Annotated in this window: 26 protein-coding genes; 9 read left to right on the top strand and 17 right to left on the bottom strand. The window is 70.3% G+C overall.

What is annotated here, in order from left to right:
• Positions 1-76: 76 nt before the first annotated feature.
• The 15 genes from ACIRHA_RS28720 to proS form a co-directional block, all read right to left on the bottom strand.
• Positions 77-1,699 carry a YifB family Mg chelatase-like AAA ATPase gene (locus tag ACIRHA_RS28720; protein WP_403851653.1) on the bottom strand — a complete coding sequence of 541 codons (1,623 nt, stop codon included), beginning with the start codon at positions 1,697-1,699 and terminating at the stop codon, positions 77-79.
• Positions 1,699-2,076, bottom strand: a complete 378-nt coding sequence (locus ACIRHA_RS28715) for a YraN family protein (RefSeq protein ID WP_403851650.1) — start codon at positions 2,074-2,076, stop codon at positions 1,699-1,701. The genes ACIRHA_RS28720 and ACIRHA_RS28715 overlap by 1 nt, the downstream gene beginning before the upstream one ends.
• A gap of 137 nt (positions 2,077-2,213) precedes the next feature.
• The gene (locus tag ACIRHA_RS28710) at positions 2,214-2,522 is read right to left on the bottom strand and encodes a DUF2469 domain-containing protein (protein WP_008737534.1); all 309 of its coding nucleotides are present in this window, start codon (positions 2,520-2,522) and stop codon (positions 2,214-2,216) included.
• A 55-nt stretch (positions 2,523-2,577) separates the two neighbouring features.
• Positions 2,578-3,090, bottom strand: a complete 513-nt coding sequence (locus tag ACIRHA_RS28705; RefSeq protein WP_403851647.1) for an NUDIX hydrolase — start codon at positions 3,088-3,090, stop codon at positions 2,578-2,580.
• Positions 3,083-3,820: a signal peptidase I gene (gene lepB / locus ACIRHA_RS28700; RefSeq protein WP_403851644.1), complete on the bottom strand. Its 738-nt coding sequence runs from the start codon at positions 3,818-3,820 to the stop codon at positions 3,083-3,085. Before lepB (ACIRHA_RS28700) ends, ACIRHA_RS28705 begins: the two co-directional genes overlap by 8 nt.
• Positions 3,821-3,913: 93 nt before the next feature.
• On the bottom strand, positions 3,914-4,888 hold the full coding sequence (gene lepB, locus ACIRHA_RS28695; RefSeq protein ID WP_403851641.1) for a signal peptidase I: 975 nt from the start codon (positions 4,886-4,888) through the stop codon (positions 3,914-3,916).
• Positions 4,776-5,888, bottom strand: a complete 1,113-nt coding sequence (lepB, locus tag ACIRHA_RS28690) for a signal peptidase I (protein ID WP_403851639.1) — start codon at positions 5,886-5,888, stop codon at positions 4,776-4,778. Before lepB (ACIRHA_RS28690) ends, lepB (ACIRHA_RS28695) begins: the two co-directional genes overlap by 113 nt.
• On the bottom strand, positions 5,881-6,585 hold the full coding sequence (gene lepB / locus ACIRHA_RS28685; RefSeq protein WP_403851636.1) for a signal peptidase I: 705 nt from the start codon (positions 6,583-6,585) through the stop codon (positions 5,881-5,883). The genes lepB (ACIRHA_RS28690) and lepB (ACIRHA_RS28685) overlap by 8 nt, the downstream gene beginning before the upstream one ends.
• A 78-nt stretch (positions 6,586-6,663) precedes the next feature.
• Complete coding sequence (gene rplS, locus ACIRHA_RS28680; protein WP_403851633.1) at positions 6,664-7,014, bottom strand: 50S ribosomal protein L19; 351 nt, start codon at positions 7,012-7,014, stop codon at positions 6,664-6,666.
• Between the two features lie 132 nt (positions 7,015-7,146).
• Entirely contained in the window at positions 7,147-7,968 is an 822-nt protein-coding gene (gene trmD / locus ACIRHA_RS28675) for a tRNA (guanosine(37)-N1)-methyltransferase TrmD (RefSeq protein ID WP_403851630.1), read from the bottom strand.
• Positions 7,965-8,549, bottom strand: coding sequence for a ribosome maturation factor RimM (rimM, locus tag ACIRHA_RS28670; protein WP_403851628.1), 585 nt, complete (start codon positions 8,547-8,549; stop codon positions 7,965-7,967). Before rimM ends, trmD begins: the two co-directional genes overlap by 4 nt.
• A 98-nt stretch (positions 8,550-8,647) precedes the next feature.
• On the bottom strand, positions 8,648-8,887 hold the full coding sequence (locus tag ACIRHA_RS28665; protein ID WP_014176063.1) for an RNA-binding protein: 240 nt from the start codon (positions 8,885-8,887) through the stop codon (positions 8,648-8,650).
• 2 nt (positions 8,888-8,889) lie between these two features.
• Complete coding sequence (gene rpsP / locus ACIRHA_RS28660; protein WP_403851625.1) at positions 8,890-9,312, bottom strand: 30S ribosomal protein S16; 423 nt, start codon at positions 9,310-9,312, stop codon at positions 8,890-8,892.
• Positions 9,313-9,509: 197 nt separating this feature from the next.
• The gene (locus ACIRHA_RS28655) at positions 9,510-10,106 is read right to left on the bottom strand and encodes a hypothetical protein (RefSeq protein WP_351336314.1); all 597 of its coding nucleotides are present in this window, start codon (positions 10,104-10,106) and stop codon (positions 9,510-9,512) included.
• 194 nt (positions 10,107-10,300) lie between these two features.
• Positions 10,301-11,716: a proline--tRNA ligase gene (proS, locus tag ACIRHA_RS28650; protein WP_403851623.1), complete on the bottom strand. Its 1,416-nt coding sequence runs from the start codon at positions 11,714-11,716 to the stop codon at positions 10,301-10,303.
• Positions 11,717-12,002: 286 nt separating this feature from the next.
• Here proS and ACIRHA_RS28645 point away from each other — a divergent pair, with 286 nt between their 5' ends.
• Positions 12,003-12,866 carry an SAM-dependent methyltransferase gene (locus ACIRHA_RS28645; protein ID WP_403851620.1) on the top strand — a complete coding sequence of 288 codons (864 nt, stop codon included), beginning with the start codon at positions 12,003-12,005 and terminating at the stop codon, positions 12,864-12,866.
• A gap of 76 nt (positions 12,867-12,942) precedes the next feature.
• Here the strand turns inward: ACIRHA_RS28645 and ftsH are convergent, their stop codons facing one another.
• On the bottom strand, positions 12,943-14,886 hold the full coding sequence (ftsH, locus tag ACIRHA_RS28640) for an ATP-dependent zinc metalloprotease FtsH (RefSeq protein ID WP_403851618.1): 1,944 nt from the start codon (positions 14,884-14,886) through the stop codon (positions 12,943-12,945).
• 138 nt (positions 14,887-15,024) lie between these two features.
• Between ftsH and yhfZ the strand changes: the two genes are divergently transcribed.
• The 8 genes from yhfZ to ACIRHA_RS28600 all read left to right on the top strand — a co-directional run bounded on the left by yhfZ (position 15,025) and on the right by ACIRHA_RS28600 (position 22,836).
• Positions 15,025-15,969, top strand: coding sequence for a GntR family transcriptional regulator YhfZ (gene yhfZ / locus ACIRHA_RS28635; RefSeq protein ID WP_403851616.1), 945 nt, complete (start codon positions 15,025-15,027; stop codon positions 15,967-15,969).
• A gap of 134 nt (positions 15,970-16,103) precedes the next feature.
• Entirely contained in the window at positions 16,104-16,481 is a 378-nt protein-coding gene (locus ACIRHA_RS28630) for a PRD domain-containing protein (protein WP_403851613.1), read from the top strand.
• Positions 16,482-16,502: 21 nt separating this feature from the next.
• On the top strand, positions 16,503-16,859 hold the full coding sequence (locus tag ACIRHA_RS28625) for a DUF2620 domain-containing protein (RefSeq protein ID WP_403851610.1): 357 nt from the start codon (positions 16,503-16,505) through the stop codon (positions 16,857-16,859).
• A gap of 15 nt (positions 16,860-16,874) precedes the next feature.
• Positions 16,875-18,230: a YhfT family protein gene (locus ACIRHA_RS28620; protein ID WP_403851607.1), complete on the top strand. Its 1,356-nt coding sequence runs from the start codon at positions 16,875-16,877 to the stop codon at positions 18,228-18,230.
• 54 nt (positions 18,231-18,284) lie between these two features.
• Positions 18,285-19,256 (top strand): phosphotriesterase, encoded by a 972-nt coding sequence (locus ACIRHA_RS28615; protein ID WP_403851604.1) that lies wholly within the window; start codon positions 18,285-18,287, stop codon positions 19,254-19,256.
• Positions 19,257-19,258: 2 nt separating this feature from the next.
• Positions 19,259-20,431, top strand: a complete 1,173-nt coding sequence (locus tag ACIRHA_RS28610; RefSeq protein WP_403851601.1) for an aminotransferase class V-fold PLP-dependent enzyme — start codon at positions 19,259-19,261, stop codon at positions 20,429-20,431.
• Positions 20,432-20,437: 6 nt separating this feature from the next.
• Positions 20,438-21,604: an alanine racemase gene (locus ACIRHA_RS28605; RefSeq protein ID WP_403851598.1), complete on the top strand. Its 1,167-nt coding sequence runs from the start codon at positions 20,438-20,440 to the stop codon at positions 21,602-21,604.
• A complete protein-coding gene (locus ACIRHA_RS28600) occupies positions 21,601-22,836 on the top strand; it encodes a phosphopentomutase (protein WP_403851595.1) in 1,236 nt (411 codons plus the stop codon). The genes ACIRHA_RS28605 and ACIRHA_RS28600 overlap by 4 nt, the downstream gene beginning before the upstream one ends.
• 71 nt (positions 22,837-22,907) lie before the next feature.
• Here ACIRHA_RS28600 and ffh read toward each other — a convergent pair whose 3' ends face one another.
• Positions 22,908-24,467, bottom strand: a complete 1,560-nt coding sequence (gene ffh / locus ACIRHA_RS28595) for a signal recognition particle protein (protein WP_403851592.1) — start codon at positions 24,465-24,467, stop codon at positions 22,908-22,910.
• Between the last annotated feature and the right edge of the window lie 292 nt (positions 24,468-24,759).

Genomic DNA, 24,759 nt, shown 5'->3' with positions numbered 1-24,759 from the left:
CCACGACGGACCCTCACCACCGGGACCCCACGCCGGTGCCGGGCATGGCCTGACCCGTGGGCGATTCCGGCCCCCGTCACGAACCCGCCCCGATCGCCATCGGCACCCCGCGTGAGATGCCGGTCCGCAGTTGCAGCGCGAGCGCCACGTCCTGAGCGAAGGGGCGGTCCCGCCCGGCGAGGTCGGCCACGGTCCAGGCCACCCGCAGCACCCGGTCGAGGCCGCGCGCCGTAAGGAAACCGCGCTCCAGGTCCAGCTCCGCCTCGTCCAGGGAGCCGGGCGCCGCGGGCCAGCGGGTGCGCAGTGCGTGGCCCGGTACCTCGCTGTTGGTCCGCCACGGGGTGTCCGCGTAACGGGCCGCCGCCCGCTCCCGGGCCACGCGCACCCGGTCCGCGACGACCTGGGTGCTCTCGCCCCGCGGCCCGTGCCCCGCCAGCTCGTTGCGGGTGACCGGGTCCACCTCGACGCGCAGGTCGACCCGGTCGAGCAGCGGCCCCGAGAGCCTGGCCTGGTAGCGGCGGACCGTGGCCGGCGGACAGTCGCACTCGCCGCCCAGCGCCCGGTACTGCCCGCAGGGGCAGGGGTTCGCGGCGAGCGCCATCAGGAACCGCGCGGGCAGCCGCACGACCCCGGCGCTGCGCGCGATCACCACATGCCCGGACTCGAGGGGCTGGCGCAGGGCATCGAGCGCCTTGCCACTGAATTCGGGGGCCTCGTCGAGGAACAGCACACCCCGGTGCGAGAGCGACACCGCTCCCGGCCGCGCCACCCCCGGCCCACCTCCGACGAGGGACTGCATGGTCGCCGAGTGGTGCGGCGCGCAGTACGGCGCGGTGTCGATCATCGATTTGCCCGGCGGCAGCATTCCCGCGACCGAGTGGATCGCCGTGACCTCCAGCGCCTCCTCACGGGTGAGCGGCGGCAGGATGGCGGGCAGCCGCTCGGCCAGCATCGTCTTGCCCGCGCCCGGTGGCCCCGACAACATCACGTGGTGTCCGCCCGCCGCCGCGACCTCGATCGCCGTGCGGGCGGACAGCTGCCCGACGACCTCGGCGAGGTCGAGCCCGGGTCCGTCGTGCGAGGCCCCGCCGAAGCCCGTGCCCACTCCGGTGCCGGGCATGCTCAGGCCCGCCAGCATCGGATCAGGACGCCCCCGCTCTTCCGCCACCTCCTCGTCCGGCACCGGCTCGTCCGTGAGTACGGCGATGAGCTGCCGCAGGCTGCGCACGCCGAGCACCGATACGCCCGGCACGAGGGCCGCCTCCCCGGCCGTGCACTCAGGGACCACGACCTGCTCGTAACCGGCGTCGGCCGCCGCGAGTACGGCCGGGAGCACGCCCCGTACCGGCCGCACCCGCCCGTCGAGCCCCAGCTCCCCGATCATCACGATGTCGGCGAGGACCTTCGGATCGATCCGCTCAGCGGCGCCGAGCACGGCGCAAGCGACGGCGAGATCAAAACCCGAACCGCCTTTGGGCACGGACGCCGGGCTCAGCCCCACCGTGAGCTTCTTCTGCGGCCAGTCGCCCCCGGAGTTGACCACCGCCGCCCTGACCCGGTCGCGGCTCTCCGTGAGGCTCTTGTCCGGCAGCCCCACCAGCGTGAACGCGGCGATGCCCGGCTCCAGGTCCGCCTGCACCTCGACGACGACGCCCTCGACGCCCACCAGGGCCACGGAACACGTACGCGCGAAACCCATCAGGACACCCCGCGCACATGCTCGACGCAGGGCGCTCCGCGCTCCGGCAGCAGCACGCCGACGAGATCGATGCGGACGCCGCCGGGCGGCGCTCCCCCGTGCTCCTGCACCCAGCGCTCGGCGAGATCACGCAGCCGCGCCGCCTTGACCGGTGTGATCGCGGCCATTGGATGCTCGAAGGCCCCGGCCTCGCCGCTGTGTCCACTGCGGGTCTTGACCTCGCACACGACGATCGCATCGCCGTCCCGCGCCACGATGTCGATCTCGCCGGACCTGCCCGCGCGCCAATTGCGCGCGAGCACCGTCATCCCCGCCTCGGTCAGCCGCCTCGCGGCCAGATCCTCGCCGTACTTCCCCAGTGCTCCCCGTGCGTTCACGTCGGCACCACCTCCGGCACCCACGCTGACGCCCGGGCCGGAAAGAAGTGGATCTTGGTGAATTACCTACGGGTTGTGGAAAACTCCGTCACCCATCACCCATCACCCATCACCCATCACCCGCTGCCCAGTGCGGGTCAGCTGCCGGGAAGCTCCAGATCGGTCTTGTTCAGCTCCTCGATGTTCACGTCCTTGAACGTGAGTACGCGAACCTGCTTCACGAAACGAGCGGGCCTGTACATGTCCCAGACCCAGGCATCCGCCATCGACACCTCGAAAAACACCTCGCCCTGGACCGAGTGCACCTGCATCTCGTAGTCATTGGTGAGGTAGAAGCGCCGCTCAGTCTCGATCACGTATTTGAACAGACCGACGACGTCGCGGTACTCCCGGTAGAGCTTCAGCTCCATCTCGGTCTCGTACTTCTCGAGGTCCTCGGCGCTCATGGCATGTTCCCCTTCAGCCGTGCGTCCCCCTATTGTGCGCCAGCCTCGTGCGCCTCTAGACGATTTCCGTGTCGAGGACCTCGGGCCGGCTCGGGGGACCTTCGTCGAGCAGCCGCTTCAGCAGCCCGGCGAGTCTGGTCGGATACACCGTCTCATGCGCCTCGGCCAGTTCCCGGCACGTCCACCAGCGCGCTCCCGCGACGCTGCGGCGCTCCAGGTCGGTCAGGCCCGTCCCGTTGATCTCCCCAAGCTCCGCCGAGGGCGTCCTCGTACGGGCCAGGAAGTACCACTCGTCCTGGTCCCAGCGCCGACCGTCGAAGGGGAAGGAGCAGATCCGCTGCCACAGCACAGGCCCCAGTTCCACGTCGGTGATGCCGGTCTCCTCTGCCAGTTCCCGCAGGGCGGCCTCTTCACGCGTCTCGTCGCCCTCCAGGCCGCCGCCCGGCGTGAACCACCAGTCGTCCGCCGTGTCGCCCGGCTCGTGCCCGTGCAGGAGCAGGATCCGCTCCTCCGGGTCGAGCAGCACCACGCGGGCGACCCTGCGCAGTCCGCGGCCGGGTTCAGACACGGGCCGGCTCCGGGGACGCCCCGCGCGAGCGCCGCGAGCGCTTCGCGATCGGCCCGTACGCCGCTCCGCCGAGCACCAGCACCGCGCCCGCCACGATGGCCGCCAGGACCGTCTTCACCGGCCCCGGCTGCGAGATGCCGCCCGGCAGCGCCTCGAACCCGGTGGGCTTCTGCATCCCGGCCATGGGCCACGCCAGGGCGTCCACCCGGCCCTGTACGGCGCCGCGCTCCACCGAGCCGTTCTCGCTGTCGCCGATGTGGGCGCTGGAGTCCAGGGAGTCGGAACGGTGGTCACCGAGCAGGAAGAGCCGGCCCTGCGGGACGGTCGTGGTCCTGATGCCGGTGAGGGAGGCGCTCTCGCCCTTCGGGAGGTACGGCTCGTCGATCTGCTCGCCGTTCACGGTCAGCTTGTTCTCCGTGCAGCAGGCGATCTTGTCACCGCCGACGCCGACCACGCGCTTGACCATCGGAACGTTTCCCCAGGAGTTCTCCTGGAAGACGACGACGTCGCCGCGCTTGACCTCGCCGCCGTCGATCCGCTCCGCGAGCACCCGGTCACCCGCCTTGATCGTCGGGTCCATGGAGTCGGTGGGCACGGTGTACGGCTGGTACAGGATGGCGCCCCAGACGAACCCGCCCAGGAACAGCACACAGCCGAGGGCCACGGCTATACCGGACAGCGCGCTGCCGGTCTTGCCGTGGCCCTCATTGGTACGACGCGTCCTGCTCATCCCAGTTGCTCCCGCGGTTCGGAGAAATCGATCTCGTCGAACCAGCCCCGGAACGGTGCGGACCACGGAAGATCGGCGATCTGGGACGGCACCCTACCGGGCGCCACCAGCCGCAGAAACCCTGGTGTTCCCCTCGGTAACGCGCTGATTGATCTTGCGCCTGCGCCACAGCACCAGCGGCGCCGCGCCCGCGAGTCCGAGCGCACCCGGAGCCACGTTCGCCACAGCGCCCAGGCCCGACTGGTCGAAGGTGTCCGGCACCGGCAGCGTCGACCAGTGCGTGGGCGGCCAGGCTACGACGATGGCGCGACCCACGACGTTGTCCACGGGGACGAAGCCGCCGTTCTTGTCGTTCTGGTGGTAACGCGAGTCCATGGAGTCCTGGCGGTGGTCACCCATGACCCAAACTTTGCCCTCGGGAACCTTCACCTTGAACGTTCCACCGGCGTTGTCGTCGCTGCACGGGGTGTTGCCCGGGTAGACGTACGGCTCGTTCAGCGCCTTGCCGTTGATCTTGAGCGGGCCCGTGCCGTTGCACTCGACGGTGTCGCCACCGACGCCGACGACGCGCTTGATGAGGTCCTTCTCGTTGGCGGACGGCATCAGACCGACCCAACTGAGCACCGTCTGCACGGCGTTCGGCTCCGGCGTCGGCTCGCCCTCCAGCCAGCTCGCCGGGTCGTGGAAGACGATGACCTCGCCGCGCTCCGGCTCCGAACCGAACCACGGGGTGAGCTTGTCGACCAGCACCCGGTCGCCGATCTTCAGCGTGTTCTCCATCGACGCCGAAGGGATCGAGAACGCCTGGACCAGGAACGTCTTGATCACCAGCGCGAGGACGAGCGCGATGACGATGAGGAGCGGCAGCTCCTTCCAGAAAGAACGCGACTTCTTGGATCCGCCCTTCGACCCACCGCTCGACTCCGCCTCGCCCATGGGCTCGGCCGTTGAGCCGTCACCCGCCTCGGGCACCCGGCCCGCGGGACCCGGACCCGCCGCGTCGTCGGAACGCCCGGGCTCCTCTTCGGGGCCATGCCCTGACCGTGCGCCGACCGCCAAGTCCCCCACATCCACTCCTCACTCCGTGCCGCCGCCTGATCCGTATCCGATGCAGGCCCACCACTCCCATAACGAGCGGGAGTTCCGCAGGGGTCGGGAGGGGGATAAATCGTTCCGAATCCGAAGCGTTCGAGCCCGGTCCGGCACCGTACGTGGAGGCCACCCTATGCGACGTTTCCGAGGCGGCGGTCGACCCGCCTCCTTGCGCGTCGGCCACGGCCGCGAAGGTCGGCGGCTCCGACAGCGAGGTCCAGTGACCGATCGGCCACCCGATGAACCGGGCCCGCCCCACGACGGACTCCTCGGACACGGTTCCGTTGAAGGCCTCGGTGAGGTGATAGCGGGAATCCGCGGAGTTGGCGCGATGGTCGCCCATCACGAACAGGCGCCCCTTGGGCACCTTCACCGAGAAGTCGAACTTCGAGGGGGCGTTGCCGGGATGGATGTACGCACGCTCTTCGAGCGGTGTCCCGTTCACCGTGACGCGGCCCTCTGTGTCGCAGCACTTCACGGTGTCGCCACCGACGCCCACGACCCGCTTGATGAGGTCGCGTTCGTTGTCGGACGGCAGCAGACCGATCCAGGTCAGGCCCTCCTTGACCTGCTTCACGCCGACCGGGGCCGCTTTCTTCTGGCCGGCCTCCTGCTCGAGCCACTTCCCCGGGTCGTTGAAGACGACGACGTCGCCGCGCTGCACCTGCGCGCCGAACCAGGGAGTGAGTTTGTCGACCAGAACCCGGTCGCCGATCCTGATCGTCTGTTCCATGGAGCCCGACGGGATGACGAAGGCCTGCACCAGGAACGTCTTCAGGACGAGGGCGATGGCCAGGGCCACGCCTATGAGGAGGGGTATCTCCTTCAGCACGGAGCGCCTTCGGCGGCGCTTCACCTTACGGGCGAGCTTGCGCCGCTCGGCCCGTCCCTGCTGCTCCGGGCCGCTGGTGGGCCGACTGCCGGTGGGCAGCCGCTCGTCGCCGCGGTGGCTGCGCGATTTGCCCCGCCTACCCATGGGCGCCGCCGGGTGCGGGCACGCGCGCGTAGAGGTCCGTACGGGACAGGGAGTGCCAGTGTCCGGTCGGCCACGCGATCCACTGGGCCTTGCCGATCACCTGGTCCAGGGGGACGAACCCGCCGCCAGGTGCGCCCAAGTAGTCGCGGGAGTCACGGGAGTCGCTGCGATGGTCACCGAGCAGAAAGAGGGTGTCCTCGGGAACCACGATGTTGAACGGCACCTCCGAAGGCGCGTCACCGGCGTGCAGCACGGAGCGCTCGTCCACGGACTTCCCGTTCACCTCGATCCTCCCCTTGCTGTCGCAGCAGGCCACCCGGTCTCCCCCCGTGCCCACGACGCGCTTGATGTAGTCGCCCTCGCCGAAGTACCCGCTGCCGTCGAAGACGACCACGTCGCCACGGGTCGGCTCGGCACCGAAACGGTACGCCAACTTATTTACGAGAACGCGGTCCCCGACCCTCAATGTGCTCTCCATGGAGCTGCTGGGGATCTGGAACGGCTGCATCACGAAGACACTGACGGCCAGCAGGCACGCCAGGCACAGCAGCAGGGCCAGGCTGATGCGGCCGCCCGGCAGCCAGTCGACCACTCCGGAGAACAAAGAGGAGCGCGACCGGTCCTCCTCGCCCTGTGAGGTGTCCTCATGGGGCTCGGAGGAGCGGTCGCGCTCCTCATGCTGTGCTTCGGTGTCCATCGAGGCCAGATGCTATCCGGCCGCCCTGTGGACTCCGCAGGCGAGATGCGCCGACGCCCCCTGGGGGCGTCGAGCGGCTCAGTTCTCGCGCTTCTCCTTGATCTTCGCGGCCTTGCCGCGCAGGTCACGGAGGTAGTACAGCTTGGCGCGGCGGACGTCACCCTTGGTGACGAGCTCGATCTTCTCGACGATCGGGGTGTGCACCGGGAAGGTGCGCTCGACGCCGACGGAGAAGGAGACCTTGCGGACCGTGAAGGTCTCGCGGACGCCGGCGCCCTGGCGGCGGATGACTACGCCCTTGAACTGCTGCACACGGGAGCGGTTGCCCTCGATGACGCGCACGTGGACGTTGACGGTGTCGCCGGGGCGGAACGCCGGGACGTCGTCGCGCAGGGACGCGGAGTCGACGGAGTCGAGCAGGTTAGCCATGATCGTCTGCTTTCTTCGCCGATGCCACAGGTCATCGGCGGGAGGTATGCGATGAGTTTCGGTAGCTGTTCGCGTCGGGCCTTGCGTCGTTCCCCCTGTGGCAGGGGCGCAGGCTGGACGTACAGCAGCGGCCTATTCTTCCACGATCTCGGGCGTCGGCCCAAATCGCCCGTCGGGACGCGGCCCCCAGCCCAGGATCGAGAGCATTTCGCGGTCCTTCTTGTCGAAGGCCTTGGGGTCGGTGCGCTCGATCAGATCGGGCCGGTTGCGCGTGGTGCGGCGCAGCGCCTCGTCGCGGCGCCAGCGGGCGATCTTGCCGTGATGGCCGCTGAGCAGCACGTCGGGGATGTCCCGGTCGCGCCACAGAGGAGGCTTCGTGTAAACGGGCCCCTCCAGGAGGTTGGCCATCGCGCCGGGCGCGAAGGAGTCGTCCTCGTGCGAGGAGGCGTTGCCGAGCACGCCGGGCAGCAGCCGCGCCACGGCCTCCGTGATCACGAGCACGGCGGCCTCCCCGCCCGCGAGGACGTAGTCGCCGATGGAGACCTCGTAGACCGGCATCCGGGTCGCGTACTCGTCGATGACGCGGCGGTCGATGCCCTCGTAGCGCGCGGGCGTGAAGACCAGCCAGGGGCGCTCGGAGAGCTCTACGGCGAGTTCCTGGGTGAAGGGGCGCCCGGAGGGCGTGGGAATGACCAGGACGGGCCCCTGGGCGCCGCTCTCGTACCCTTCGGCGAGTACGTCGTCGAGGCAGTCGCCCCACGGCTCGGTCTTCATGACCATGCCGGGGCCGCCGCCGTAGGGCGTGTCGTCGACCGTGTTGTGCCGGTCGTGGGTCCACTGCCGCAAGTCGTGCGCGTGGACGTCGAGTTGACCACGCGCGCGTGCCTTGCCGACGAGGGAGACGTTCAGCGGTTCCAGGTACTCGGGGAAGATCGTGACGACGTCGAGTCTCATGCGGACTCGTCCCCCTCTTCGCGCGAGAAGCCTTCGGGGGACTTCTCCTCACGCGACGACGCGATCTCGGCGCGGTCGTCGATCAGGCCGGGCGGCGGGTCGATGACGGCCTTCTGCTCTTCGAGGTCGATCTCGGTGACGATCTCCTCGACGAACGGGATCATGACCTCGCTGCCGTCGGGCCGCTCCACGATGAACAGGTCCTGCGAGGGCAGGTGCGAGATCTCCGTGATCCTGCCGACCTCGGTGCCGTCGGCCAGGACGACGTCGAGGTCCATGAGCTGGTGGTCGTAGAACTCGTCCTCTTCCTCGGGCAGTTCCTCGGGGTCCACCGCGGCGATCAGGAGGGTGTTGCGCAGCGCCTCGGCCGCGGTCCTGTCCCGCACGCCCTCGAAGCGCAGCAGCAGCCGGCCGCTGTGCACCCGGCCGGACTCGATGGTGAGCGGGCCCGTGGAGGCCGGGTCGGTGGCGAGTCGCGCGCCGGGGCCGAGCCGCAGCTCGGGCTCGTCGGTGCGCACCTCGATGGTGACCTCACCCTTGATGCCGTGGGCGCGACCGATGCGCCCGACTACCAACTGCACGTCGGAAACTCTCCTGTCAGCCCGCCAAGGGGCACAAACGACTCAGGCCGGGGACGGCTCGAAAGCCCTCCCCGGCCCGAGCCGGTGTTCAACTTTTCTCAGCGAACCTGGTCGACGTCGACGAGGTCGACGCGGACACCACGGCCGCCGATGGCACCCACGACAGTACGCAGAGCGCGCGCGGTGCGGCCGTTGCGGCCGATCACCTTGCCGAGGTCGTCGGGGTGGACCCGGACCTCGAGAACGCGGCCCCGGCGCAGGTTGCGCGAGGCGACCTGCACGTCGTCGGGGTTGTCGACGATGCCCTTCACGAGGTGCTCAAGAGCCTCCTCGAGCATGCTCAGGCCTCGGTCGACTCGGACGCGGCCTCAGCGGCCTCGTCCTTCTTCTCAGCCTTCTTCTTCTGGGTGATGGCCTCACCCTTGGGCTCGTCCTCGGTGGCCAGCGCCTCGAAGGAGGGGCGGGCGGCCTTCGGCTCGGCAACCTTCATCGGCGCCGGGGCCGGCAGACCCTTGAACTTCTGCCAGTCACCGGTGACCTTGAGGATGGCCGCGACCGGCTCGGTCGGCTGCGCGCCGACACCCAGCCAGTACTGGACACGCTCAGAGTCGACCTCGATGCGCGACGGGTTCTGCACCGGGTGGTACAGGCCGATCTCCTCGATCGCACGGCCATCACGGCGGGTGCGGGAGTCGGCGACGATGATGCGGTAGTGAGGCGCGCGGATCTTGCCCAGACGCTTCAGCTTGATCTTGACTGCCACGGGAGTGGTGTCTCCTGGTCTTGACGTGGGTGGGCACGGCGAGATTGCCGCGTGGGGTTGCGGTACCCGAGTGCCCGACGGACGCGTCAGCCGGAGGAGAGAGGGGTCCTATGCGACTGTCGAGTACAGCTAGCCATTGTGCCACATGACGCGGGGGTGACCGAACTCCGGTCCGCCCCCCACCAGGAGCACGGCCCTCACCCAGCCGCGACACCGACGATCTCCGGAATGCGGAACGGCTTTCCGCAGCCGCCGCACATGATCGGGGCCTGCGCGAGCACCGACGGCACCACTCGGACGTTGCGCCCGCAGTCACAGACCGCCTTGACGCGGACTCCGCCCCCGGAGGAGCCGTGCCGGGCGGCCGGACCGCGGAAGCTGCGCTTGGTGTCCGCGGCGGTCGCCACGGTGTGCGCCTTCAGGGCGCGCTGGATCCGCTCGATCGTCTGCCGGTAGCGCTGCTTCGCCTCCGGGTTGAGCGTGACCAGCGAGAAGCCGCTGCTGGGGTGCGGTTCCTCGGGGTGGTCGAGGCCCAACTCCTCGGCGATGGCCAGGAATCTGCGGTTGTGATAGCGGCCGGCGCGCGAGGTGTCGCGGATTCCGCGCGCGGCTGCGATGCCGTGGACTGCCTCATGAAGGAGTCGCTCGAAGGAGAGCTCGCGTCCACAGGCGGACGACGACTCGCCGATCAGGGATTCGGGCGCGGCAAGATCCGGCAGTTCGGGGTGGTGCCGCTGAATGTCGGCCCACGCCCCTGCCAGCTCTGCGGCGAGAACAGGTGGTGTCGTGCTCACGTCGTGACAACGAGCCGGGGTGCCTCCGTGTTCCTATTCCGGGGCATCCCAAATAATTTGCACGTACCAGTCAGTTCCCACTGATGCGTCCCGAGGAGGGCGGGTGCGCAAATGTACGGAGAAGGCGCACAGCTCACAACAAGGTGGTGCGTAGTGGCATGTACGCCTTCGCGAGCGCCCTCCGGTACACGCGCCTAGTAGGCGCGCGCCACGACCGCGACGTTACCGGCCGCGTCGTCGGCGTCCGGCACCGCCCCTTCGGGGGTGAGCAGACACCGTACGGACACGCCGTGCCCGGCGAGCTCGTTCTCGCCCGCCTCCCCGAGGGTGGCCCACGGGATGCGCGCCCAGCCGCCCGCGGCGGTCGCCTCCAGCGCTTCGGTGACCGTGGCCACGTCGGTCGTCCGCAGTTGCCGCCGCTCCCGTGACTGCGCGAGCAGCAGCGCCTGGTCCTCCTCCAGGATCTTGGGCAGCACCGCGGTCAGTGCCTCCAGGGCGACCGAGGTCTTGCCGCCGGGGATGCGCCGGGCGAGCATCCCGGTGCCGCTCTCCAGGTCGCGGGGCCCGACCTCGACGCGTACGGGCACGCCCTTCAGCTCCCAGTCGACGGCGCGGCGTCCGAAGGGAGTGTCGGTGCGGTCGTCCACGTGGACACGGATTCCCGCCTTCTTAAGTACGTCGCCGATTTCGCGCACCTTGTGGAGCACCGCCTCGTCATCCTTGACGGCGAGTACGACGACCTGGGTGGCCGCGAGGCGGGGCGGGACGCGCAGCCCGTTGTCGTCGCCGTGCATCATCACCAGCGCGCCGATCATGCGGGTCGTCGAGCCCCAGGAGGTCTGCCAGACCAGCTCTTCCGAGCCGTCCTTGGACAGGTAGCGCGTGTTGAACGCCTTGGCGAAGTTCTGGCCGAGCTCGTGGCTCGTGCCCATCTGGAGGGCCTTGCCGTCGCCCATCATCCCTTCGAGGGTGAGGGTGTTGATGGCGCCGGCGAAGCGCTCCTTGGCCGTCTTCCGCCCCAGGAGGACGTCCATCGCGAGGACGTTCTCCATGAAGTCCGCGTAGACGTCCCGGTGGATGCGCGCCGCGAAGTCGCGCGCCTCTTCGTAGGTCGCGTGCGCCGTGTGGCCCTCCTGCCAGAGGAATTCCGTCGTTCGGAGGAAAAGGCGGGGCCGCAGCTCCCAGCGGACCACGTTCGCCCACTGATTGATGAGCAGCGGCAGGTCCCGGTAGCTCTGCACCCACTTGGCGAAGGAGGCGTTGACGACCATCTCGGAGGTGGGGCGGACGACGGCGGGCTCCTCCAGCTCCTTGCCGCCGCCGTGCGTGACCACGGCCAGCTCGGGCGCGAAGCCCTCGACGTGGTCGGCCTCCTTGGTGAGGTAGGACTGCGGGATCAGGAGCGGGAAGTACGCGTTCTGCGTGCCCGTCTCCTTGATGCGGTCGTCCATCTCCCGCTGCATCCGCTCCCACAGGCCGTAGCCGTACGGTCGGATGACCATGGTGCCGCGCACCGGACCGTTGTCGGCCAGTTCGGCCTTGGTGATCAGGTCCTGGTACCAGCGCGGAAAGTCTTCCGTCCGGGGCGTGAGAACGCGGGGTTTGGCCATGTCGCGGATGCTACGGCGCGGGCTGTGGCGCACTCGAATCCTTTTCGCCCGTATGCCCGGGGCCACCCGAGTGCGCCCGTCATATGACCTCCCGGGGGCGCACGACGGTGCACACGCGCATTGTCGCCGCACCTGCCAAACACCCCCTAGACGCGGCGGACGTTGCGGAGTTTTCTGGCATACGGGGGGAGTGCGAGCAGCGCGCGAACACGGCCGTACGCCATGCGAACGGTCAGCCGGCACGGCGACAACTCTCGGCATCTCTCGGTGGATTGGGGCACTTTCGATGACACCTACGCTCGTGCGGCGGCACCTCCCTCACACGGCCCCCGCGCCGCGTACGGACTTGTGCGCACGCGCGCGTGACTGGGCGGAGATTCAGGAACGGATGCTGGTGCCGCTCTACGAAGCGGTCTACGAGCGTTTGGAGGTCGGTGCGGGCACCCGGCTCCTCGGCCTTGACTGCGGCTCCGGGCTCGCGCTCCTGATGGCCGCGTCGCGCGGAGCGGCCGTGACCGGCGTCGAGCCCTCTGAGCCCGAGCTCCTCGCCCTGGCGGAGGAGCGGCTGCTGCCCGACGCCTCCGGGCCGCGGGAGGCCGCGGACGCCCGGCTCACGACGGCCGACGCCGCCGATCTCACCGCGACCGATCCCGGCGGGACCCCGTACGACGTGATCACCGACTTCCGGCCGATCGGTTGTGTGGCCGGGGACTCCGAGGGGCTGTCCGCGCGTCTGGAGAGCGTGGCTCCCCTGGCGGGCCGTGGCGCCGCCATGGTGCTGGTCGGCTGGGGTCCTCCGGAGCGCTGTGCCACGTCGTCCGTCCTACGAGTGGCCACAAAACTCGCCGACCCCCTACGTAGCACGGGGAGTTGGCGCCCGGCGCTCCGTGACGACCTGGAGGAGGTCGCTCAGCGGGCGGGGCTGCGGCCCGACGGTTCCGGCCGGGTGGCGTGCCCCTTCGGGTACGCGGACGCCGAGAGCGCGGTGCGCGGCCTCCTTTCGACGGGCCTGTTCGACGCCGCCGTGGGGGCGACGGACCGGGCGCAGGTCGACAAGGAGGTGTCCGAGGCGCTGCAGGCCCATGTGCGCGCCGACGGCACGGTGTGGATGCCCAATGTCTTCAGGTACCTGATAGCCCGCACGCCGTGAGACACCGCAAGGAGGCACCACAAGCCGAAGGCCCGCACACCGTACGGCGTGCGGGCCCGAGCGACAGGCTGCCGGTTCAGTCCTTGGTGAAGCGCGTGACGCCGGCGATCCGGTACGCGTCCGCCTCCTCCAGCGTCTCGTTCTCCATGAGCGCCTCGGCCAGCGCGTCGAGCTTGTCCCGGTTGTCGCGCAGCTTCTGGCACGCCTCCTCGTAGCACTCGTCCACGATGCGGCGCATCTCGCCGTCGATCGTGTCGAGGGTGTCGGGGGCGGCGGACAGGCCGTACGCCTGCTGGGCGTCGTTCGGGAGGGCGGACAGGCGGCCGACCTTCTCGCTCATGCCCCAGCGGGCGACCATGCCGCGGGCGATGTTGGTGACCTGCTCCAGGTCGTTCTCGGCGCCGGTCGTGATGACTCCGTAGACGACCTGTTCGGCCGCCATGCCGCCGAGGGCGCCGATGATGCGGCCCCGCAGGTACTCCTCCGTGTACGCGTACTTGTCGGAGTCCGGGGTGGAGAGCGTGACGCCGAGGGCGCGGCCGCGCGGCACGATCGTGATCTTGCGGACGGGGTCGGCGCCGGGCCGCAGCATGCCGAGGAGGGCGTGGCCGCTCTCGTGGAAGGCGGTGCGGCGGCGCTCCTCGTCGGGCATCACCAGTGGCCGTTCGGCGCCGAGCTGGACCTTTTCGAGCGCTTCGGAGAGCTCGGACTGGCCTACCTGCTTCTCCTTGCGCTTGACGGCGAGCAGCGCGGCCTCGTTGGTCAGGTTCGCGAGGTCGGCGCCGGTCATGCCCGGGGTCGTACGTGCGACCTGGGTGAGGTCGACATCGGGGGCCAGCGGGATGTCCCGGGTGTGGATCTTGAGGATGGACTCGCGGCCGTCGCGGTCCGGCGGCGAGACGGTGACCATGCGGTCGAAGCGCCCCGGCCGGGTCAGCGCCGGGTCGAGGACGTCCGCGCGGTTGGTCGCCGCGATGACGATGACGCCCTCGGAGCCGGAGAAGCCGTCCATCTCCGTGAGGATCTGGTTGAGGGTCTGCTCGCGCTCGTCGTGACCGCCCATGCCGCCGCCACCGCCGCGGGCCCGGCCGATGGTGTCGATCTCGTCGATGAAGATGATCGACGGGGCGACCTTGCGGGCCTCGGCGAACAGCTCCCGTACGCGCGAGGCACCGACGCCGACGATCATCTCGATGAACTCCGAGGCGGAGGCCGAGAAGAACGGCACCCCCGCCTCGCCGGCGACCGCCCGCGCGAGCAGCGTCTTGCCGGTGCCGGGCGGGCCCGCGAGGAGCACGCCGCGCGGCATCTTGGCGCCCATGGCGCGGTAGTCCTGCGGGTTCTTGAGGAAGTCGACGACGTCGTCGAGCTCGCCCTTGACCTCGTCGATGCCGGCGACGTCCTGGAAGGTGGTGCGCTTCTTGCCGGGTTCCAGCTCGACCGGCTTGGGCGGCTGTTTGCGGCCGAGCATGCCGCCCGCGCCGCCGCCCATGCCCTGGCTCATGCGCCGTGCGATGAACACCCACAGCACGACGAGGAGGAGCATCGGGGCGAGCGAGATGAGCAGGTTGGACAGGAAGCTGCGCTCCTGGACGACGGGTTCGGCCGTCACCGTGACGTCGTGCTTCTCCAGGTTGGCCCAGAGGTCGTCATCGGCGAAGGCCGGGCGCTGCGTCGTGAACTTGGTGTAGTTGTCGCGCTTGCTGTCGCTGTCCTTGGGGGTGGGCTTCTCCTTCTTGAGCTCGCCCTGGATCGCGTCGCCCTTGGAGTAGATCTTGGTGACGTTGTCGGCCTCGACCTGCTTGCTGAATTCCGTGTACGAGACCGTCGGCTCGTCGCCCTCGTTGAAGAACGACAGCACCAGGTTGGCGATGAGGTAGACGATCAGGGCCGTCAGAATGAGGCTGCCCCAGCCGCCTGGCATCTTGCGCTTGGGCCCCGGCGGGGGCGGAGGGGGCGGCGCGCCCTCGGAACGCCAGGGCTGATCCGTCCGGTCGCGCGGGGGTACGGGGTTCGCCACGCCTGCCTCTCCTCCTGCCGCTTGCCGCCTGCCGCCTGCCGTCGCCAAGCGCTCGTCATGGCCCTTCAGCCATGGGGCCATAACCGCACAGATCCGACACCCTTGCCAGTATCCAGAATCCTGGTTACTGTCTTGTTCGTGAACGGTTTCGACGATCGCTTCCTTACGCGGAACGGTCTTGCGGCGCGCCGGCTCGCGGTCCTCCTGATGGGACACGAGCCGGAGACGCGGCTGCCCCGCGTAAAGGACCTGGCCCATGAGCTGGGCTGTGGGAACGGGACCGTGCAGGCGGCGCTGCGCCTCCTGGAGGAGTCCGGCGCCATCGAGACCTCGGCCCGCGGCCACCTGGGCACCTTCCTGACCCATGCGGAGCGCGCCATCCTGTGGCAGCTCTCCGGACTCGGCACCCTGCTGGCCGCGATGCCGCTCCCCTATTCGCGGCGCTACGAAGGCCTCGCCACCGGACTGCGTGCCGCTTTCGAAGCGGCCGGCACCCCCTTCGCCATCACCTTCATGCGTGGCGCGGGCGCACGTACGGCCGCGCTGCTTGAGGGCAAGGTCGACCTGGTGGTCCTGTCGCGGCTCGCGGCGGACGGCCTGGTCGAGCAGCACCAGGACAGCCTGGCGCTCGTCGCCGATCTCGGACCGGCCACGTATGTGGGGGCGCACGGCTTCCTCGTACGCAAGGGTGCCTCCCTGGACGCCGCCGGGCTGCGGGTCGCCGTCGACCACACGTCCGAGGACCACCGCATGCTGGCAGAGCGGGCCTTCGCCGGGCACAAGGACGTCCGGTGGATCGAGTCCTCCTACATGCAGCTGCGCGATCTGTTCGCACAGGACCAGGTCGACGCCACCGTCTGGAACCTCGACGAGGTGCAGGGCCGGCTCGGCATGGAGGTCGACGTACTGCCTCTCGGAGACGAGGTCACCCGCGACCTGGCGCTGCGCAACTCCAGCGCGGCGATCATCGGCAGGACCGAGGGAGCCAAGGCACTCTCCGCGGTGCACGACGCCCTCGACCTGTCGCAGGTGGCACAGCTTCAGACCGAGGTACTGCGAGGCGATCGCATTCCTTCGTACTGACGGCATCCGGCCGCAGGGCTCCGGCTCCGAATCCTCGACACATCGACACATCGGCTCAAAATCCAGAATCCCGGTTACTGTTTCGCTCGAATCGCCCGTCTCACTCGTCTCGCTCATACCGCTTGGGAGGTCCGATGGATGACCAACTAGCCCTCCGCATCCAGCTGTTCCGTGAGGGCGGCCAGGTCAGGCCCGAGGTCGCCGACTTCGTGACCGCCGAGCTGACCGCCCTGGAGGACGAGGGCAACACCGTCACCGAGGAGAGCACCGGAATGCTCACCAGCCATCTGATGATGGCGCTCACCCGGCTCCTCGACGGCGCGCCCATCGACCAGTTCCTCACGGACGAGCAGGTGGCCGACGAACTGGCCGACCACCCCGAGGCCGTCGAGCGCGCCCGCCGCGTCTCCGCACGCGCCCACGCCGAACTCGGCGCCTCGCTGCCCGAGTCCGAGGTCAATTTCCTCGCCCTGCACCTCGCCGTACTGGCGCGGCAGCACACCACCCACTGAGCCCGAGAGAGGGAACCAGCCATGACGAAGATCCTCACCGGCGGCGTCGGCAAGGTCGAAGTCGCGAACACGGTCAAGGAGTTGGGGCTCGACGGCGTCGAGGTCACCGTCTCCAGCGACATGGACGCCGCGATGAAGCTGCGCGCGGGCCAGGCCGACTACTTCCTCGGCACCTGTCACACCGGCGCCGGCGCCTCCCTCGGCGTCCTCGTCGGCCTCATGGGGCAGGCCGCCTGCCACACCTTCGGCCGCGGCGTGCCCACGGAGGACGAGGTCGCCACCCTCCTCGCGGACGGCAACAAGGTGTTCGGCTTCTCCATGGACCAGATCGAGCAGGTCGCGCCGGTCATCGCGCGCGCGATCGCCGACCGCTCGTAGCCCCAGGGACATGCCATGAACTCCTCCCCCGGCACCGTCCTCGCCGCCGGCGCGAACCTCGACTTCACGCTGGCGCAACAGCTCACCGTGATCGCCCTGTGCGCGCTGACCGCGTTCATCTCGCACATGGCCCTGGCCGTCTTCAACGACGGCGTGCGCCCCTTCATGCTCGACTTCATCCAGGGGCGATCCACCCGCAGCGCCACCACGGCGGTCTCCTTCGGGCTCTCCGCCGGGTTCATCTTCGGGCTCGGCGCCCCGATGGCTCTGGCGTCGGGCGTCCTCAACCCGTGGCTGCTGTTCCTGCCGACCGACATCCTCGGCATCCTGTCGCCCAAGAAGTGGCTCGCCCCGATCCTGGGCGGCGCCTGGGGCGCGGTCGTCGTCTTCGGCCTGAGCGGCGCCAACAACCTGGCGCACGACCTGCCCGTCGACTTCCTGACCGCGATGCAGCAGATGTCGACGCCGATCCTGTTCCTGTTCACGCTGTTCCCGGTGCTCGCCATCACCAAGCAGTTCGGGCGCAAGTGGGGCGGAGTCGCAGGCGTCCTTGAACTCGCGCTCGTCGTGATGACGATGAAGCTGTGGCCGACCGTCTTCGCGGGCGCCATCGCCATGGCCGTCGGCGTCCTGATGCTGATCGGGCTCGCGATCGCCAAGGACCTCAGGCAGCGCAAGGCCGACCGGGCGAACCAGGTAGAGGAGACCGAGGAGGCCGTCCTCGCGGACGACCCGATGGCCTCCCTGTTCAGCGCGAGCGCGGCCCGGCTGCGCAGGTACCTGCCGCTGTTCATGGTGCTCGGCGCGGGCGTGTGCGTCCTGGCGCAGATGCACATATTCGGCGGCGGCGAGGCCACCAGCTTCCTGATCGCCAAGGGGAACTACAGCGAGGCCGCGCAGGTCGACTTCTACCGCGTCTTCGGCTTCATCCCGCTGATCGCGACGACGGCCCTGGCCTCCGGCGCGTACGGCATCGCGGGCTTCACGCTCGTCTACCCCATCGGCTACCTGATGCCGAACCCCGTCCTCGCGGCGGTCGTCGGCGCGCTCGTCTTCGCGGTCGAGGTGCTCGCCCTGTCGTACCTCGGCAAGTTCCTCGGCAAGCTGCCGAGCGTGCGGGACTCCTCGGAGCACCTGCGCAGCGCGATCACCGACACGCTGCAACTGGCCATCCTGTTCGGCTCGTTGATGGCGGCGAACGCGATGGGCGCGGGCCTCGGCATCCTGATCGTGGGCGGGCTCTATCTGCTCAACGAGGCGATGGGCCGGCCCGTCGTCCGGATGGCGGCGGCGCCCGCCGCGGTGATCGTCGGCGGCATCGTGCTCAACGTCCTGTACTGGCTGGACCTGTTCACCCCGGTCAAGGGGTGAGTTCGTCGCCGAAGGACCTGTAGTGCCAGTACACAGGAGAGGACACCCCCCACCATGCACACCACCACCCTCCACACCGTCACGGGCCCCCTTTCCTACGAGTCCGTCCGCGGCCCCGTCCTCGCCCATGAGCACCTCGTCCTGGACCTGGACCTCAAAGGCGACGGCGGCGCCGTCCTCGACGCGCGGCGGCACGGCCCGTCGGTCGCCACCGAACTGGCCGCGCTGCGTGACGAATTCGACCTGTCCCTCGTCGTCGAGCTGACCTGCCGGGGCATGGGCCGCGACCCGGGCGCGCTCGCCGCGCTCTCCCGGGAGAGCGGGGTCGCGGTCGTCGCGGCGACCGGCTGGTACTACGAGCCGTTCCACACCCAGGAGTTGGCGGACACGAGCGTCGAGCGGCTCACCGAGACCCTCGTGCGCGAGATCGAGGACGGCTTCGAAGGTACTGATACGCATACGGGTACGGATACGGGGATCAGGCCCGGCGTCCTCGGTGAGATCGGCAGCCACGGGGACACGCCGAGCGAACCCGAGGTCCGCTCGCTGCGGGCCGCCGCGCGGGCCGCGAGCGCCACCGGCCTCTCCGTCGCGACGCACGCCCAGCTCGGGCACGGCGGCCTCGCCCAGCTGGAGCTGCTGACCGCCGAGGGCCTGCCGCCCCATCGCGTGTCCATCGGGCACCAGGACCTGCTCGACGAACCGGGCGTGCACAAGGAGCTGGCGGCGAGCGGCGCGTACGTCGCCTTCGACACGGTCGGCAAGGAGGGCTACCAGAGCGACGACACCCGGCTGCGGCTGCTGCTGAGCCTGATCGAGGCCGGGCACGCCGACCGGGCGCTGCTCAGCTGCGACATCTCCCGGCACGGCTATCTGTCGGCGGAGGGCGGCCAGGGCTACGGGCATCTGTTCCGCTCCTTCCTGCCGAGGCTGCGGGCCGCCGGGGCGGACGACGACCTCGTCGACCTGCTGACGCGGCGCAACCCGCTGCGTTTCCTGACCGGCGCGAGCGTGGAGGAGATCTGACCATGACCGTTTTCAACCCGCCTTCGCTGCCCGCCACGCACCCACTGGCCACCGTCTCCGTGGAGGACGCCGCCGCCCGGCAGTTCCGGCTCCTGGAGTGCACGGCCGCGCACTTCGAGGGCCCCGAGCTGTTCGCCGCCGACGCGGGCGTGGTGCCCGGGCTCGGCAGGCCGCGGACCACCGCCCAGGTGGAGGCCGTGCTCGCGGACTTCTTCGGCGCCGAGGACGCGGCCCTCGTCCAGGGCGCGGGCACCGGCGCCATCCGGGCCGCGCTGAACGCGGCCGTGCGCGCGGGCGATCCGCTGCTCATCCACCGCGCGCCGGTCTACCGCACCACCGAGGTCACCCTGCGCGGCATCGGCGTGCGCACCCACGAGGTCGACTTCAACGACCTGGACGCACTCCGCGCCGAGCTGGCCTCCGGCCGGTTCCGCTGGGCGTACGTGCAGCACACGCGGCAGCGGCTCGGCGACTCCTACGATCCCGGGACGGTGCTCGCCGCCTGCCGGGAAGCCGGAGTGCGCACCATCGTCGACGACAACTACGCGGTCATGCGGGTGCCGGCGTCCGGGGTCGAACTGGGCGCGGACGCCTCCTGCTTCTCGCTGTTCAAGCTGCACGGCCCCGAGGGCGTCGGCGCCGTGGTCGGCGCCCGCGACCTCGTCGAGCACGTACGCGCGGACAACTACTCGGGCGGCGGCCAGGTCCAGGGCCACCAGGCGCTCGACGCGCTGCGCGCCCTGACCCACGTACCGGTGATGTGGGGCCTCCAGTCGCGGGTCGGCGCCGAGGTCGCCGAGCGGCTCGCGGCCGGTGAGGTGCCGGGCGTCGCCGAGGTGCGGATCGCCAACGCGCAGGACCGCTGCCTGCTGGTCCGTCTGGAGAGGCCCGTGGCGCGCGAACTCCCGGACGTGGCCGCGAGGTTCGGGGCCGCGCCCTACCCGGTGGGCTCCAACTCCCGGTACGAGATCGCGCCGCTGTTCTACCGCATGTCGAGCTCGTCCCTCGACGACGCGCCCGCGCTCGCCGACTGGACGGTCCGGATCAACCCGATGCGCGCGGGCTCCGACCTCGTCGTCGACATCCTGCGCCGCTCACTGAACGAGCTCGCCCCTTCACGGGGATCCAACTCACCGAACGCACCCCGCTCCCTGAACGAACCCAGCAAGGACTGACCGACCGTGTTCCTCGACAGTCTGCTCACCCGCAACCCCGAGCTGGCCGACGCCGCGGCGGACCTGCACCGACGGGGCGCGATCCCGCCCGACACCTACGTGATGGACCTCGACGCCGTCGAGGCGAACGCCGCGCTGCTCGCCGCCGAGGCCGAGCGGCTCGGCCTGAGCCTGTGGTTCGTCGTCAAGCAGCTGGGCCGCAACCCCGAGCTGATCCGCGCCATAGGCCGGCACATCCCCCGGTACGCCGCCATCGACCCGCCCGAGGCCCGCACGCTGCACGCGGCGGGCGCCGAGGCCGGAAACCTCGGCCACCTGGTGCAGATCCCGCGTCGCGCCCTGCCCGAGATGCTGGCGTGGCGCCCCGAGACGGTCACGGTGTACGACCTCGCCAACGCCCGCGCAGTCTCGGACGCGGCGCGCGAACTGGGCTTCGTACAGGACGTGTTGATCCGACTGGAGGGCGCCGAGGGGTCCGTGTACCCCGGGCAGGAGGGCGGGGTACCGCTCGCCGGGATCGACGCCTTCGCGGCCGAGGCCGAGCGGCTGCCGGGCATGCGGATCGCGGGCGTCACGGCGTTCCCCTGCGTACTGTGCGACCCGGCCACGGGCCGGCCCGCCGCCACCCCGAACTTCGACATCGCCCTCAAGGCCCGTCAGGCACTGTCCGCGCGCGGCCACACCGGTCTCAAGCTCAGCGCCCCCAGCGCCACCTCCATGGCCTCGCTCCCGCTGCTCGCCGAACTCGGCGCCACGCACGGCGAACCGGGCCACTCCCTGACCGGCACCACCCCGCTGCACGCCCACGACCTCACCCAGCCCGAGAAGCCCGCGTACGTGTACGTCACCGAGGTCGCGCACACCCTCGCCGACGGCCGTCCCGCGGTGTACGGCGGCGGCTTCTACCCCCGCTCGGGCATCAAGACGGCGCTGCTCCCCCGCACCGGCGCCCGCCTGCGGGTCCAGGGCGCGCCCGCCGAGAACATCGACTACTACCGGCTGCTCGACGCCCCCTCCCCCGGCACGGGCATCGAGGTCGGCGACACCGCGCTGCTGGCGTTCCGTACGCAGATCTTCGTGACGCGCTCGACGGTCGCGGTGGTCGCCGGGCTCGCCTCCGGGACTCCCCGGCTCACCGGTCTGTACGACTCCCAGGGGAAGGCCGTCTCATGAGCAGGACCGTGATCGTGGTGGTGGACGGATTCGGGGTCGGCGCGATGCCGGACGCCGGGACGCTGCGCCCCGGCGACCTGACGGCGGACACCTGCGGGCACGTACTGGACCAGTGCCGGGAGGCGTTCGGCAGGCCGCTGCGGCTTCCGGTCCTCGGTGCGCTCGGCCTGGGTCTCGTGCACCCGCACCCCGACCTCGCGCGGCGCACGCATCTGCCGGTCGCGGTCGGCCGGGCGGCGCTCGGCTACCCGGGGGCGGACACGTTCGCCGGGCACCAGACGATGATGGGCGCCGACTTCAGCAGAGTGACGGTGGCCCGGCTCGCGGACCATCTGGACGAGGTGACGCGGGCCCTGACGGACGCGGGCCACCGGGTCGAACGCCTCGACGGCAAGTCCCTGTTGGTGGTCGACGGCGCCGTGCTTGTGCACGACAACCTGGAGGCGGACCCCGGCATCAACTGGAACGCCTCGGGCCGCCTGGACGACCTCGACTTCCCCGGCATCCTCTCCGTCGCCCGCACGGTACGGGCTGTGGCACCGGTCGCCCGGGTCATCGCGGTGGGCGGGCGCGCGGACGGGCCGCTGCCCTCCTTCGTACGGGACGGGGACGGCGGCACGGTCGGCCTGGACACCCCGGCGACCGGCTTCTACCGCAACGGCGGGCTGCACGTGCAGCACCTGGGCGCCGAGTTGGACCACGCCCGGCAGCTGCCGGACCTGGCCGCGCGGGCCGGGATCCCGGTGACACTCGTCGGCAAGGCCGCGGACATCCTCGCCTGCGAGGCGGCGGTGCGGCGGCCCGCCGTGGACACGGCCGAGGTGCTCGCGCACACCCTGGAGGCGGTGCGGGCGGACGGCGACGCGCTGGTGGTGGCCAATGTGCAGGAGTCGGACCTCGCCGGGCACCAGCAGGACGTCGAGCGGTACGGCCGCATCCTGGAGCAGGTCGACGCAGGGCTCGCGGCGCTGCTGTCGCTGCTCTCCGAACCCGGCGACCGCCTGATCGTCACGGGCGACCACGGCAACGACCCGACGATCGGCCACGCGTACCACACGCGCGAGTATGTGCCGGTGCTGATCCACCGGGCCGGGGCGCCGGGCGTGGAGTTGCTGCCGGACGCGTCGAGCCTGGCCGACGTGGGCGCCACCGCCGCGGCGGCGCTCGGCCTCGATCCGGCGGGCCTGGCCAACGGCACGGAGATCCGCGAGGCGGCGGCCAGGGCGGCCTGACCTCCGTACGGACATGTGTAAGGGGCGCCCACCCATGGTGGACGCCCCTTACAGCGGCACAAGCCGAAGCCTCAGCCCATGAACTTCTTGAACTCGTCGGGGAGCTCGAAGTCCTTGGGGTCCTGCTGGCCGGCGCCGGGCAGGCCGAGGGCACCGCCCGACTCGGCGGCGGCCGCGCGCCGGGCGGCCTCCTCCTGCTCCTGCTGCTTGCGCTTCATCGGGTTGCCGGAGCGCTGCTTGCCCTTGGCCTTCTTCTGCTGCTTCTTCTGCTTGCCGGGGCCGCCGCCCGAGCCGGGCATGCCCGGCATCCCCGGCATGCCGCCGCCCTGGGCCATGCGGGACATCATCTTGCGGGCCTCGAAGAACCGCTCGACCAGGTTCTTGACCGCGCTGACCTCGACGCCGGAGCCCTTGGCGATACGGGCGCGGCGCGAGCCGTTGATGATCGCGGCGTCCGCGCGCTCGGCCGGGGTCATCGACTTGATGATGGCGGCCGTGCGGTCGACATCGCGCTCGTCGAGGTTGTTGATCTGGTCCTTCATCTGGCCCATGCCGGGCATCATGCCGAGCAGCTTGGAGATGGAGCCCATCTTCCTGACCTGCTCCATCTGCGCCAGGAAGTCGTCGAGCGTGAAGTCCTGCCCCTTCTTGGAGGCCAGCTTCGAGGCCATCTTCTCGGCCTCTTGCTGCGAGAAGGTCTGCTCGGCCTTCTCGATCAGCGTGAGCATGTCGCCCATGCCGAGGATGCGGGACGCCATGCGGTCCGGGTGGAACGCGTCGAAGTCGTCCAGCTTCTCGCCGTTGGAGGCGAACATGATCTGCTTGCCGGTGACCTGCGCGATGGAGAGCGCGGCACCACCGCGGGCGTCACCGTCGAGCTTGGAGAGCACCACGCCGTCGAAGCCGACACCGTCGCGGAAGGACTCGGCCGTGTTGACCGCGTCCTGGCCGATCATGGCGTCGACGACGAAGAGGACCTCGTCCGGGCTCACGGCGTCGCGGATGTCCGCGGCCTGCTGCATGAGCTCCTGGTCGATGCCGAGGCGGCCCGCGGTGTCGACGATGACGACGTCGTGGACCTTCTGCTTGGCGAACTCGACGGAGTCCTTGGCGACCTTGACCGGGTCGCCCACACCGTTGCCCGGCTCCGGCGCGTAGACCGCGACGCCGGCGCGCTCGGCGACGACGCTCAGCTGGTTCACGGCGTTCGGGCGCTGGAGGTCACAGGCGACGAGCAGCGGCGAGTGGCCCTGGGACTTGAGCCAGAGGCCCAGCTTGCCCGCGAGGGTCGTCTTACCCGCACCCTGCAGACCCGCGAGCATGATGACGGTCGGGCCGGTCTTGGCGAAGCGCAGCCGGCGGGTCTCGCCGCCGAGGATGCCGATGAGCTCCTCGTTGACGATCTTGATGACCTGCTGGGCGGGGTTCAGCGCCTGGGAGACCTCGACGCCGGTCGCCCGCTCCTTGATCTGCTTGATGAAGGCGCGGACGACGGGCAGGGCCACGTCGGCTTCAAGGAGGGCGATCCGGATCTCGCGCGCCGTGGCGTCGATGTCCGCCTCGCTGAGGCGCCCCTTGCCGCGGAGATTCTTGAATGTCGCTGCGAGGCGATCGGAGAGAGTGTCGAACACGGCGGTCGCGAATCCTCGGGTCGGGGGCTTTACGGACAGGTCGCTCTCCAGGGTATCCGCCCGCGGTGCCGTGGTCAGTGGCCCGGTGCCGATGCGTCCCACAGGTCGCACCCACGTACGAAAAAACCGTGCATACGCCTCCATATCCGCCGCGGACACCCCGGCGTGACCAGGCCGTTCGTCATAATTACGGTCCCAGCGGTTCCGTAAACCCGTGCACATCAGTGGCGCCCGACTGGGTAGGCGCCTGCAGGTTTCGACACCACCCCTCTCCTCCGCCCCGGGCCGGGGC

Origin of the sequence: Streptomyces sp. NPDC102360, from assembly GCF_044766085.1 — a bacterium.
Lineage (GTDB): Bacteria > Actinomycetota > Actinomycetes > Streptomycetales > Streptomycetaceae > Streptomyces.
Note: the sequence above shows the minus strand (reverse complement) of the source record. Positions and strands in the feature narration are given on the sequence as shown.